Source organism: Siphonobacter sp. SORGH_AS_1065 (assembly GCF_030818595.1).
Classification (GTDB): domain Bacteria; phylum Bacteroidota; class Bacteroidia; order Cytophagales; family Spirosomataceae; genus Siphonobacter.
The window spans coordinates 4343445-4356280 of the sequence record NZ_JAUTAM010000004.1; the positions used below are offsets into that span (position 1 = coordinate 4343445).

The window sequence follows — 12836 nt, forward strand, 5'->3', positions numbered from 1 at the left end:
CCTCCGGGGTTATGATTCCCATTTCCAAACGTCTTGTCTACCCTTATAGATTTGCACTTTCCGCCATGGTTGGTGTCCTCACCAACCATTATTCTTTGGCAGACTGGCTGGTGAGGACACCAGCCATGGGCAGGGTCCATCCATAGGGAACCCCGGATTAGCATCCGGGGCTATTCAGGTTCAACCCCTCCGGGGTTATGATTCTCATTTCAAAACCTCTTCCCTACCTTTATAGGTTTTCAATTTCAAACTGAAAACTGAAAACTGAAAACTGAAAACTGAAAACTGAAAACTGAAAACTGAAAACTGAAAACTCAAAACTCAAAACTCAAAACTGAAAACTCAAAACTGAAAACTCAAAACCGCAGCGGCGGCCGCTCAAAACTCATTTACCGTTTTCTAGGATAATCTTCCATTTCTACGGTTGGTAACACCGGGTTCAATAACTGTTTGGAAATCGTGACCCGGAAGAATTTTACTCCCCTCACTTCGTAATCCTGCCAGAATTTGTCCCTGATCTGTAAGTTTCTGTAGATGGTCGAGTAACTCAGTTGAGCGTCCCATCCATGAATCTGTAAAGTGGTTAATAAGAATTCTACCGTTTTAGTTAAATTAGAGAAATACACCACTGAAGGAGGGCGTCGCCGCTGTTCAGCCAAAGCTGGGTAAGGCTGAATATTTAGTTCATAAATTGGTTGCTGCTGCATTGCTGGGTTAATTTCATGAAAAACTATGGCCTTATTTTTCATAAACACAACAATAGCCCAATAAGTGCCGTTTTAACAACATATCTCGCAGAAAAAGAGCCTGGATTTGCAAATCCAGGCTCTTTTTATTTCTGTAAAGTATCTTTTCTAGTATAGCCATAAATGGGCCAATCTGCCGCAGAACCCTGATCTATGATTAAATTCTGCTCACACACCTGAATCTGGCCCGTTAGATAGTCCGTTCCTCTGTATTGATACTTACCGGATGAATCCATTAAAAACAGCGACTGATTTGAGCTTCTAATGCCGTAAACTCCTTTGTAAATGACCTGATTGTTTTTAGACACAGTTACCTGCTTGTTATCTCGAAAGTTTAGCACTACCGATGGCACATCTTCGGAATAGGTCCAGCCCCTACTATATTTTAGTTGCCAAATGCCTACCAGTAGTTTTTCTGCAGTACTGACGTCCGTTGCCCCGGCGTTCATACAAGCATCAACCTTGACTTCGGCCTCCTTTTTACAGGACATTACCAGAGATAATCCAACCAGAATTAAAAGTACATTTTTCATAGGATATAAGTTTTCAATCAGACCCCAGATTTTACTTTAAGGTTGGAAACTCTGTTATTTTTAAACATTTTTTGAGCTACACAACCCGCTGATGACCAAAATCTTACCTCCCACTTCAAAAAAAACTGTCTAGTCTATACCTTCAAATCTACTTTTTTGCTATTATCTTTGCATCCCGTACACAAACATCACGTCGTTTCATGTCCACGGTCAAACCGACGAAATATATCTTTGTTACGGGTGGGGTTGCATCTTCTCTCGGCAAAGGCATTGTCGCCTCCTCGTTAGCTAAACTTCTGCAAGCCAGGGGCCTTTCAGTTACCATTCAAAAAATTGATCCCTACATCAACGTAGATCCCGGAACGCTCAATCCTTATGAGCACGGTGAATGCTATGTTACCGATGACGGGGCCGAAACCGACTTAGATTTAGGTCACTACGAGCGTTTTCTGAACGTTCCTACGTCTCAGGACAACAACGTTACCACGGGTCGTATTTACTACAACGTCATCATGGCCGAACGCGAGGGTAAATACCTTGGCAAGACGGTTCAGGTGGTTCCTCACATTACGGACGAGATCAAACGCTGCATTACGGCTTTAGGTAATACGGGCCAGTTTGATATTGTCATTACGGAAATTGGAGGTTGCGTAGGTGATATCGAATCCTTACCGATCATTGAAGCGGCCCGTCAGCTCAAGTACGAATTGGGAGAACACAACACGCTCTTTATTCATCTGACGCTGGTACCCTACCTAAGTTCAGCGGGTGAGTTAAAAACCAAGCCCACGCAGCACTCGGTACGCACGCTTTCAGAATCCGGTATTCAAGCTGACATTCTGGTTTGCCGCACGGAGCATCCGATCCCAACTGACATGCGTCGAAAGATCGCTTTGTTCTGCAACGTACAGCCTAATGACGTAATCGAGTCCATCGATGCCGATACGATCTATGACGTTCCCTTGTTGATGAAAAAAGAGAAACTCGATCAGCGGGCTCTCTACAAACTCAACCTGTATAACGATCAGGAACCCGATCTGGACTCGTGGAAGGACTTCCTGGGTAAATTCAAAAACCCAACGGAAGAAATTACCGTGGCTCTGGTCGGTAAATACGTTGAATTGAAAGATGCGTATAAATCCATCGCGGAAGCGTTCAACCACGCAGGTGCCGAAAACGAATGCCGCGTGAAAGTAGAATGGATTTCATCCGAAACGCTGGAACAACAGGATACTATCGACTTATTACTGAGTATGGATGGCATTCTGGTCGCTCCGGGCTTCGGAGAACGCGGTCTGGAAGGTAAAATCCGGGCGGTACAACTGGCTCGCGAAAACAAGATTCCTTTCTTTGGTATTTGCTTAGGGATGCAAATGGCCGTTATCGAGTACGCTCGTAACGTGGCTGGTATCGCTAATGCTTCTTCGTCCGAACTGGAGCCTGAAACGCCAAACCCCGTTATTGATCTGATGGCCGAGCAAAAGGGCATCAAGGCCAAGGGAGGTACGATGCGTCTGGGAGCCTGGCCCTGCGATGTGAAAAAGGATTCTTTAGCTCATGCGATCTACGGAAAGACGAAAATTTCCGAGCGTCACCGTCACCGTTATGAGTTCAATAACGCGTATCTGAAACAACTGAATGCGGCGGGACTGGTTACATCCGGTATTAACCCCGAGAGCAAACTGGTTGAGATTATCGAGCTGAAATCAGAAGTACACCCCTTCTTTATCGGGGTTCAGTTCCACCCTGAGTATAAAAGTACGGTGTTAAACCCGGCTCCGCTTTTCGTGAAATTCGTGAAAGCCGCATTGACTTACTCGCTGGCAAAGCGGGAGTCTGTTAGCGTACCTGCTAACTAAGATCATGTTCTTAATGAACTAGTACATAAGTAGTTACCCAGTTGTCTCTAAAGTATTCTTTAGTTTCGACTGGGTAATTTCTACGTTTATAAGCTTGACTTCTGTTCGTGCCGACTTTACCGTTCAAACTAAATTTCCATTCATTTCTGGAAAAATTGAATCCATAGGTCGGGCTTTCGTGATTGTTTACGAACTTTGCGTGCTTATTTTTAAATTGTCTCATTTCATTACCAGCCGGAGACGAATAATCTCCCCACTTAAAACATCCTTATGGATCGTAATACCATCATTGGGTTGCTTTTGATTGTTGGCATGTTACTTGGGTATCAGCTTTTGGTGCCTGAAGAAAAGCCGCAACCCCAGAAACCCCAGCAAGCCGGAGTCCCTCAGAAAAACGTCGCCCCTACCGCCACGCTTGATACCGCCGCCTTAGGAACATTCGCATCAGCCGCCAAAGGCACTGCTTCAGATGTCATCCTTGAGAACAAAGACGTTCGCGTCAAATTCAGCACGAAGGGTGGTCAGATTAAAGAAGTATTACTGAAAAACTACAAGACCTTCGATCAGAAACCTCTATACCTGTTCGACGAAAAAGGTTCTAAACTCGGTCTTGAGTTACCCAATGGCCCCGGTAAAGTAGACGTGAGCCAATTATTTTTCGCCACGAACAGCCAAAGCCAGGTAGTAGCAGAAGCAGGTTCGGGTTCAGTAGTATTTACCCTCGCTCTGGCGGGTGGTCAAACCATCGAACAACGCTATACCTTAGGTGGTAGCGGATTCTCCATCGCCTATGACGTGGCCGCTAAAAATTTTGGTGGCAACGCTCGTCTGTTCTGGTCACACAAAGTAGATCGGACAGAAAAGGATGTGAATAAACTCCGTAACGAGAGTACCATTAACTACTTCACTGCTGACGAATCTTTCGATCATTTAAGCCCTAATAGTTCAGGAACGGAAGAAAAAACGCTCGAAGAGCCCGCTAAATGGCTTTCCTTCAAGCAAATGTACTTCGTTTCGGGTCTGATAGGTGAAGGCACCAATCTTTCAGGAGTTAAGCTGAAATCAACGGCCTTCCCTGATAACAATCAGGAAAACCTGAAAACGCTGGAAGCAGAAGTGCAAATCCCGGCGGCTGATCTGGCAGCGGGTAAGGGGAAATTCAAGTTATACTTTGGCCCTAACGATTACCAACTGACTTCGCAGGTAGCTCCCGAATTCAACGAAAACGTATACCTGGGTTATGCTTTCCTGAAACCCGTCAACCGTTTTGTGTTCGTTCCCCTATTCAACCTTCTGGGTGGATTTATTTCGAACTACGGTATTCTGATTCTGGTTCTGGTATTAATCATCAAGTTAATCCTGACTCCTTTAACGTACAAGAGTTATATCTCGATGGCGAAAATGCGGGTGCTGCAACCTGAGTTAAACGAACTGAAAGAAAAGATCGGTGACGATGCTCAGAAAATGCAGCAGGAACAAATGAAACTGTATCAGCAGGTAGGTGTCAACCCCCTTTCCGGTTGTATCCCACAGTTACTCACGCTGCCCATTCTGATGTCGGTGTTCTTCCTTTTCCCAAACCTGATTGAGTTACGTCAGCAGCCTTTCCTGTGGTCAAATGACCTTTCGGCGTATGACGATTTGATTCATTTCGGTTTCTCATTGCCCGTTCTTGGTAATCACATCAGCTTGTTTACCCTGATGATGACGGGTTCCAGCATTCTGTTTGCGTATTATAACAACCAGACCACTCCCGCTGCGGCTGGTCCGGTGGATTACCGTACGCTGGGTTACATCATGCCACTGGTGTTCTTCTTCATTATGAACTCCTTCCCTGCGGGTCTGGCCTGGTATTATCTGGTATCCAACCTGATTACCGTTGGACAACAGCAGATCATTAAGCGATTTGTGGACGAAGACAAAATCAAAGCTATTCTGAATGAAAACCGTCGTAAAATCGCTACAGGCGAGAAAAAACGTTCGAAATTCTCAGAAATGCTTGATAAGCAACTGAAAGCCGCAGAAGAGGCGAAAAAGCAGGCAGAAGCTCAGACTAAGAAGAAAAAATAATTTCAGCTCATGAAGCTACGAAAAGCCCCTCACTGCACTGGTCGGGGGCTTTTTGTACTTTAATGGCATCTTCTTTTTTCACGAAACCTTTTTAGAAATAGCGTCCCTCACTGATCCTGTTCCTATTTTTGCTTAAAGACTTTTTCATGTGTAGAACCATCATCCTTTTTCTGGGAATTTTCTTTACCCTCACCTCCATTGCTCAAACGATTCCTGAGGAGTATCAACAGGCGTATCAGAAAGGCGAGCGGGCCATTCGCGAAAAAAAATACGAGCAGGCCCGTGAATACTTTGCTCCGCTGACTTCCTCCCGTTACCAGAACGAACTCGTTCCGTACAGTCATTACTTCATGGCTCTGGCTTCGCTCAAGAGTAATAAACTTGCGGAAAGTCGCTCCTATCTGCGTCAGCTTGAAACTCGTTATCCCAAATGGAATAAAATTGACGAGGCCCGTTACCTCTACGCCAATATCCTCTTCGAAGAAAAACAATACATCCCGGCAGTAGACGCTCTCAAACGGCTCCCCGACTCCAGAATCACGGAAGATGCCCGCACGATGGAGAATTATTACCTGTCTCAATGCACGGATATTTCCACGTTAAAACAGTTGAATGCCAAGTACTCGACGGATCCTGTTATCGCTGAAAACCTGGTTTACCTCATTCGTAAACGCTCGTCCAGCAAGGCCGATCTGGATTTGGCAGATAAACTCATCAATCGTTTTTCTATCAAGCCCAAAGCCATTGAAAAAGCGATAACGGAGAAAAAGCCTACGGTTAACGTTCCCGCAAAAGGTAAAAAACAGTCGTATAATGTAGCCGTATTATTTCCATTCCGGCTCAATGAGTTAGGTACTTCCAACAACTCAAATCAGTTTATTATAGACTTATACGATGGCATTCAGATGGCGGTAAAGAAGCTTCAGAAAGAATCGGTTACCATCAATATTCAGGCGTATGAAGTAGATAATTCAGAAGCCAGCATGAAGCGGCTCATTGGAAACGAACCATTTCAGCAAACGGATTTATTAATCGGGCCGCTGTATCCGATTAGTTACGAAATTGCTTCTGCCTGGGCGGCGGAACGGAATATTCCCATTGTTAACCCGATTTCGACCAATAGCTCCCTGCTCAAGAATCTGACGTATTTAACCCAGCCTTCCACCGAATCACAGGCGAAAGCATTGCTCCAATTTGCCAACCGTTTTACGCCTAAAACCACGTACATCACCTATGGTAGCAGTCGTCAGGATTCGTTGCTGGCGGTTACGTATGCATCCCTGGCAAAAGAAAATGGATTTAAAATTCTGGGACTGAAACGCGGATTGAGCGAAACGATTACTACGGATTTAAAAGCACAAAAGCCCGGACATATCCTGGCACTTTACCAGAATTCCGGCCCAAGCGTGATGTCCTGGTATAATAAAAGTACGCTTCCGTCGCCTCTGCTGGTTTCTTATCAATCCTTCAACATGGCAACGGCATCCGCTTACACTTTTAAAGGTCCTCAGGTTTATTTTTTTGACTCCATGTACGCCAACGATGCCGAACCGGTTACGCTGGAATTTCGTCAGCAATACCTGAATACGTATAACCTTTTCCCCTCTACTTATGCTTATTTGGGCTATGACACTATGCTGTTTTTTGGTCGGATGCTGGGGAAATTTGGTTCGGATTTTACAAAAGGAGCCCACAGTCAGGCCTATACAAACGGGTACACGCTAGGCGGTTTCGATTATCGTCAATCCAACGACAATCAGAACTTTACGATTCTTAAATTCAGTAACTATCAATTCATTCCCGTCAAATAATAAGCGAAGTACCAGACAGGCAAATGCCTCGGTTACTCTGCTTAGCTCTATACTATGACTAATTCAGAACAACTTTTTCAGCAAGCAAAAGAAGTCATTCCGGGCGGTGTGAACTCTCCGGTTCGGGCGTTCCGGGCGGTGGGTGGTAACCCGATCTTTATTAAATCGGCGAAAGGAGCCTATCTGGTCGATGAAGACGATAACACCTACGTTGATCTGATTAATTCCTGGGGTCCGATGATTCTGGGGCATGCCAACGAAATGATTCAAAAAGCTGTTTCGGATGCTGTTCAGCATTCCTTCTCTTTCGGAGCTCCTACGCGTCGTGAGGTAGAAATGGCCGAGTTAATCATTTCGATGGTTCCCTCGATTGAGAAAGTTCGCATGGTTAACTCTGGAACGGAAGCTACCATGTCGGCCATTCGTGTGGCTCGTGGCTTCACAGGTCGCGAAAAAATGATCAAGTTTGAAGGATGTTACCACGGGCACGGCGATAGCTTTCTGATTGCTGCCGGTAGCGGTGCCGTAACCATGGGCGTTCCTGACAGCCCCGGTGTAACTAAGGGGGTGGCAAATGATACCTTAACCGCACCGTTTAACGACCTGACTGCAGTTAAAGCTCTGGTTGATGCCAACAAAAACCAAATTGCAGCAATCATCCTGGAACCCGTCGTGGGTAACATGGGGCTGGTTTTGCCGGAACCTGGTTTTCTGGAAGGTCTTCGCGAACTCTGCGATCAGGAAGGAATTTTATTAATCTTCGATGAAGTAATGACCGGATTCCGGCTTTCAGCTTCCGGTTTCCAGGGCATTACTTCCGTTCGTCCCGACCTGACTACTTTAGGGAAAATCATTGGCGGTGGTATGCCCGTAGGAGCTTACGGCGGACGAAAAGAAATCATGGATTTCGTTTCTCCGGCGGGTCCGGTTTATCAGGCAGGAACGCTTTCGGGTAACCCCATCGCCATGGCGGCGGGTAAAGCCATGTTGACGTACCTGAATGAAAACCCCAGCGTTTATGCCGAGCTGGATCGTATTGGAGCCAAGCTGGAAAATGGATTACGAGCCGGAAACAAGAAAGCTGGGAAAAACTATACGATCAACCGGATTGGTTCGATGTACACGCTTTTCTTTAACGAAGAAAAAGTAACCGATTTCAATTCAGCGAAGGCTTCTGATTTGACGCTTTTCGGAGCCTACTTCCAGGCGATGCTCAAACGTGGTATCTACCTGGCTCCTTCGCAGTTTGAAAGTCTCTTCCTCTCGCATGCCTTGACGGATGAAATCGTAGACCAGATCATCGCGGCTCACGAAGTATCCCTGATCGAAGTATTAGGCGGAGCGTAATTCGTTCAAAATTTCATATACAAAGAAGGGCAAAGCTTTATAGTTTTGTCCTTCTTTCGTTTTCTATGCGTCGTTTTTCAATCATTATTCCCGTTTATAATCGCCCGGACGAACTGGCAGAGTTACTTGAAACTTTAGCCCGGCAAACCTACCCTTATTTTGAGGTGGTCGTGGTTGAGGATGGGTCCCAGATTCGGGCGGAAGCAGTAGCCAAGCTGTTTGCCACTCAAATGGCAATTCATTATTACGAAAAACCAAACAGCGGACAGGGCTTTGCCCGTAACTACGGCATGCAACGAGCCACGGGCGACTGGTTTATTATTCTGGATTCGGACGCTCTGGTAGAGCCAAATTACCTGGAAATTGTCGATCGGGAAATTGATCGACAAAAGCTGGATTTATTTGGTGGACCTGACCGCGACCATCCCAGTTTCAGCCCCATTCAGAAGGCCATTAGTTACTCCATGACTTCCCTGTTCACAACCGGAGGCATTCGTGGCAAAGCGAAAAATGCCGGAGGAACTTTTCATCCCCGGAGCTTTAATATGGGACTGAGCCGAAACGTATGGGAAGAGACGGGCGGCTTTCGCATTACCCGCATGGGTGAAGACATCATTTTTAGTATCAAAGCCCTTTCTTTGGGCTTTAAAAGTGCCCTGATACCCGAAGCTTTCATTTACCATAAACGCCGCAGTAACTTCCCGGCCTTCTTCCGGCAGTTGAAGTTCTTTGGTCGGGCCCGAATTAACATAACCCGCTTCTTCCCAGATACGTTAAAGCTAGTTCATTTTTTCCCGGCGGCCTTTACCGTCTGGATTTTCAGTTTCCCGCTACAACTGCTTATTTTCAAACCCTTGTTTCAACTTTCAGTGCTAGTATTACTGATGTACTGTCTGATGATTTTCTTTGATTCCTGGCGACAGAATAAAAGCATTACAGTGGCAAGTCTCAGTATTCAGGCCGTTTTTGTGCAAATGATTGGCTATGGAACAGGATTTATAAGTGAAGGATGGAAGTACCTGCGTGAATCCAAAGGCACCATTCATACGGGAGAACAAGTAGATTATCCTTCCGCCTGATTCAAAAATATCCCTCACCTTTCAGCGAGGGATATTCAACGTTTTTACTTGAGCATTACCAACTTATCTCTATGGAAATCAAGAAGATAGCCCTTCACCATAACGAAGCTGATCAACAATTTGAGTTACCCCTTGAAAACGACATGGCTATTGTAGCCTACCGCTGGCTGGATGATCAGACGCTGGCACTGGACCACACCGAAGTGCCGGAGCATTACGAAGGACAAGGCGTAGGCTCAGCCATCGTTGAAAAGGTTTTTCAATACCTTGAAGAAAACCAGTTGAAAATGGTGCCGTACTGCCCTTTTATTCGGATCTATCTCCAGAGACACCCCGACTGGGAAAGACTTCGGGCTTAGTCAAGCAGCCGAGTGGCCTTGATAAATCCCCGCTGCCAGTAATCCGCGTACAGGTTATCTTCAATGACCCCGCGGCTACTGGAAGCATGGATAAACATAACTTCCTGATCTCCGTTCACGTGCGTAACTATGCCCGTGTGATTGATTTTGGAGATGGATTTTCCTTTAAAATCGGTATTGAAAAAAACGAGGTCGCCGGGGCGTAAGTCATTCACGTGAATGGTCTGCCCTACCACCGCCTGTTCGGAGGCGGTGCGGGGTAATTTCAAGCCAATCTGTTTGAAACTTACCTGAACCAGCCCCGAACAGTCTAGCCCCACACTGGTGCCTCCACCCGTACGGTAATTCGTTCCGCCGTAACTTTTCGCCGTGTTGATTAAGTCATTAACGACGTAATTGTTATAACGAACCGCCTTAGGGTTATACTCCGCTTTTTTAGTCATCGGAATATAAGGCCGGGAGGCCGTATTACTGGAAGCGGTTCCTCCCGCCGAGCGGGCTACGTGACCAGCGTTACCGGCAGCAGGCCGATGTACCGGACGACCAGCGGTTTGCCGGGTGGCCGGAGCTGATCGCGTAGTGGTACGAAATAATTCACAGGAACTAAGTAAAATACTCAGCATACAAAGGAGCGGAAATATCCGAAAACTCATAGGCCGAAGTTTAAGTAAATGATGAAAGCGAATCACAGAACAGGTCTGATTTTCAACTTATTAAAAGTGGTTGGCTCGTAAAAAACTTTGCATAGAAAAGTCTCTTATCGGCTTGAAGGTAATGTTTCAGCTTTGAAAACGACAATTTTTCAAGCATATTTTTCAGATCCCTGAATCCGATAAAAGACTTGTATAAGCTTAGAATTTCATGCTCAGGGCAATCCGTTTGCGGGCTAAATCGACCTCTACTACCTTCACCTGAACCTGTTGTTGTAACTTAACGACTTCATTCGGATCACGGACGAAACGATTGGCTAATTGAGAAACGTGAACAAGGCCATCTTGTTTTACGCCAACGTCTACAAACGCACCAAAAGCGGTAATATTCGTCACAATTCCGGGCAGAATCATGCCTTCTTTCAAGTCTTCAGGTTTGCGAACGGAAGCATCAAATTCAAATGCAGCCAGAGGCTGACGAGGGTCCCGACCGGGTTTTTCCAACTCAGAGATGATATCCTGTAGGGTGGGTAATCCTGCTTTTTCAGTAACGTATTTGGCTAACGATACCTTTTTTCGCTGTTCGGGCTGTTCAATGAGTTGTTTAACGGTAATACCCAGATCTTTCGCTATGTGCTCAACGATGCCATAACTTTCGGGGTGAACCGCCGAGTTATCCAAAGGGTTGCCCGCTTCAGGAATACGAAGGAATCCCGCACACTGCTCAAAAGCCTTACTGCCCAGCCGTGGCACCTTCATAAGTTCTTTTCGGGACTTGAATGCCCCATTCTCCTTGCGATAGGTAACAATGTTCTGAGCCAGCGAAGAACCCAGCCCTGACACATAACTCAGCAAGTGTTTGCTGGCCGTATTCAGGTTAACCCCGACGGCGTTCACACAGCTCTCGACAACGGTATCCAGACTCTTCTTCAAATCGCTCTGATCCACATCGTGCTGATACTGACCTACACCAATGGATTTGGGATCGATCTTTACTAACTCAGCCAATGGATCCATCAATCGCCGACCAATGGACACGGCTCCGCGAACGGTAATGTCTTTATCGGGAAATTCTTCGCGGGCTACCTCCGAAGCTGAGTAAATGGAAGCCCCCTGCTCCGAAACCATAAAAATGGGTAAATCCAGATTTAGGCTTTTGAGGAAATCTTCCGTTTCGCGTCCTGCCGTTCCGTTACCAACGGCTAAAGCTTCTATTCTGTGAGTAGCAATGAGTTGACGAATTTTACCTTCAGCTTCTTGTTTTTTATCAAAAGGATAAATCACAGTATCGGCAATCAGATTACCCTGAGCATCCAGACAAATGGTTTTGCAACCCGTTCGGTAACCGGGGTCAATGGCTAATACCCGTTTTTGTCCCAAAGGTGAAGATAGTAGCAATTGTCGGAGGTTACCCGTGAAAATCGTAATCGCTTCAGCATCGGCCTTTTCTTTGGAAAGCTTGGCAAATTCGTTCTCGATACTGGGCTTAATCAGACGTTTGTAACTATCAGTAATGGCATCTTCGACAAAAGGTTTTGCGGGAGATTGCCCCCGAACGAACAATCGGTCTAGCTGATTAAGAGCATTTTCCTCATCCGGTGTGATACTCACCGATAAAATTCCTTCTTCTTCTCCCCGACGCATGGCCAGCAATCGGTGCGAGGGAATTTTGCGTAATTCTTCCGAGAAATCGAAGTAATCCCGATACTTGGCTCCTTCGGTTTCCTTGTTCTTTTTTACCTTTGAATAAACGATGGCCTCCCGCTCAAAAACCCGTCGTACGGCTGTACGGGCGTCGGCATTTTCAGAAATCCATTCGGCCATAATATCACTGGCTCCCTGATAAGCCTCTTCCAGCGTCAGAACTTTATCAGTAATAAATTTCTGGGCATTTCCTTCAATGTCCCGTTCACGTTGTTCGAAGATCAGTTTTGCCAAAGGTTCCAGGCCTTTTTCAATCGCAATGCTGGCTTTGGTTTTACGCTTGGGTTTATACGGCAGGTATAAATCTTCGAGTTGAGTTAACGTTGTGGCCTGTTCCAGTTGCTTTCGCAAATCAGCCGTAAGTTTGCCCTGCTCGCTAATGGACTGGATTATACTCTCCCGACGTTTCTCAACCTCCTTAAACTTCTCGTACTGGTCTTTGATATGCTGAATCTGGACTTCATCCAGACTACCCGTAGCTTCTTTCCGATAGCGGGCAATGAAAGGCACGGTTCCGCCTTCATCTAATAATTGAATGGTTTGCTCAACCGAACGAGCCGAAAGGGATAACTGACTTGAGATAAACGCTACTGCGGTATTCATAATGAAGTATTTAGGATTGAAGGAAAGTTAGTTTGTTACTGAATAACCACAGAGTTTCACAATGTTTCACTCAGC

At 45.9% G+C, this 12836-nt stretch carries 10 protein-coding genes; 6 read left to right on the forward strand and 4 right to left on the reverse strand.

Going from position 1 to position 12836, the window contains the following annotated elements:
* Positions 1 to 389: 389 nt before the first annotated feature.
* The gene (locus QE390_RS18795) at positions 390 to 707 is read right to left on the reverse strand and encodes a hypothetical protein (protein WP_307143305.1); all 318 of its coding nucleotides are present in this window, start codon (positions 705 to 707) and stop codon (positions 390 to 392) included.
* A 125-nt stretch (positions 708 to 832) separates the two neighbouring features.
* Positions 833 to 1279: a hypothetical protein gene (locus tag QE390_RS18800; RefSeq protein ID WP_307143306.1), complete on the reverse strand. Its 447-nt coding sequence runs from the start codon at positions 1277 to 1279 to the stop codon at positions 833 to 835.
* A 200-nt stretch (positions 1280 to 1479) separates the two neighbouring features.
* Here QE390_RS18800 and QE390_RS18805 point away from each other — a divergent pair, with 200 nt between their 5' ends.
* The 6 genes from QE390_RS18805 (at position 1480) to QE390_RS18830 (ending at position 9804) form a co-directional block, all read left to right on the forward strand.
* Positions 1480 to 3138 carry a CTP synthase gene (locus QE390_RS18805; RefSeq protein ID WP_106638246.1) on the forward strand — a complete coding sequence of 553 codons (1659 nt, stop codon included), beginning with the start codon at positions 1480 to 1482 and terminating at the stop codon, positions 3136 to 3138.
* A gap of 270 nt (positions 3139 to 3408) precedes the next feature.
* Positions 3409 to 5208: a membrane protein insertase YidC gene (yidC, locus tag QE390_RS18810; protein WP_307143307.1), complete on the forward strand. Its 1800-nt coding sequence runs from the start codon at positions 3409 to 3411 to the stop codon at positions 5206 to 5208.
* Between the two features lie 146 nt (positions 5209 to 5354).
* Positions 5355 to 7019, forward strand: coding sequence for an ABC transporter substrate-binding protein (locus QE390_RS18815; protein ID WP_307143308.1), 1665 nt, complete (start codon positions 5355 to 5357; stop codon positions 7017 to 7019).
* Positions 7020 to 7073: 54 nt separating this feature from the next.
* Complete coding sequence (hemL, locus tag QE390_RS18820) at positions 7074 to 8366, forward strand: glutamate-1-semialdehyde 2,1-aminomutase (protein WP_307143309.1); 1293 nt, start codon at positions 7074 to 7076, stop codon at positions 8364 to 8366.
* A gap of 65 nt (positions 8367 to 8431) precedes the next feature.
* Positions 8432 to 9445: a glycosyltransferase family 2 protein gene (locus tag QE390_RS18825; protein WP_307143310.1), complete on the forward strand. Its 1014-nt coding sequence runs from the start codon at positions 8432 to 8434 to the stop codon at positions 9443 to 9445.
* A 71-nt stretch (positions 9446 to 9516) separates the two neighbouring features.
* Positions 9517 to 9804: a GNAT family N-acetyltransferase gene (locus tag QE390_RS18830; protein ID WP_106638250.1), complete on the forward strand. Its 288-nt coding sequence runs from the start codon at positions 9517 to 9519 to the stop codon at positions 9802 to 9804.
* Here QE390_RS18830 and QE390_RS18835 read toward each other — a convergent pair.
* Together QE390_RS18835 and QE390_RS18840 are read right to left on the reverse strand one after the other, a co-directional pair.
* A complete protein-coding gene (locus QE390_RS18835) occupies positions 9801 to 10457 on the reverse strand; it encodes a C40 family peptidase (protein ID WP_307143311.1) in 657 nt (218 codons plus the stop codon). The two genes, QE390_RS18830 and QE390_RS18835, sit on opposite strands and share 4 nt — an antisense overlap.
* Before the next feature lie 198 nt (positions 10458 to 10655).
* The gene (locus QE390_RS18840; RefSeq protein ID WP_307143312.1) at positions 10656 to 12761 is read right to left on the reverse strand and encodes a Tex family protein; all 2106 of its coding nucleotides are present in this window, start codon (positions 12759 to 12761) and stop codon (positions 10656 to 10658) included.
* Positions 12762 to 12836: the final 75 nt, after the last annotated feature.

Bases quoted from the DNA above. Each gene is read 5' to 3' on its own strand.
- QE390_RS18840 (WP_307143312.1), bottom strand. From the start codon at position 12,761: ATGAATACCGCAGTAGCGTTTATCTCAAGTCAGTTATCCCTTTCGGCT.
- QE390_RS18805 (WP_106638246.1), top strand. From the start codon at position 1,480: ATGTCCACGGTCAAACCGACGAAATATATCTTTGTTACGGGTGGGGTT.
- QE390_RS18825 (WP_307143310.1), top strand. From the start codon at position 8,432: ATGCGTCGTTTTTCAATCATTATTCCCGTTTATAATCGCCCGGACGAA.
- QE390_RS18800 (WP_307143306.1), bottom strand. From the start codon at position 1,279: ATGAAAAATGTACTTTTAATTCTGGTTGGATTATCTCTGGTAATGTCC.
- hemL (WP_307143309.1), top strand. From the start codon at position 7,074: ATGACTAATTCAGAACAACTTTTTCAGCAAGCAAAAGAAGTCATTCCG.
- yidC (WP_307143307.1), top strand. From the start codon at position 3,409: ATGGATCGTAATACCATCATTGGGTTGCTTTTGATTGTTGGCATGTTA.
- QE390_RS18815 (WP_307143308.1), top strand. From the start codon at position 5,355: ATGTGTAGAACCATCATCCTTTTTCTGGGAATTTTCTTTACCCTCACC.
- QE390_RS18795 (WP_307143305.1), bottom strand. From the start codon at position 707: ATGCAGCAGCAACCAATTTATGAACTAAATATTCAGCCTTACCCAGCT.
- QE390_RS18830 (WP_106638250.1), top strand. From the start codon at position 9,517: ATGGAAATCAAGAAGATAGCCCTTCACCATAACGAAGCTGATCAACAA.
- QE390_RS18835 (WP_307143311.1), bottom strand. From the start codon at position 10,457: ATGAGTTTTCGGATATTTCCGCTCCTTTGTATGCTGAGTATTTTACTT.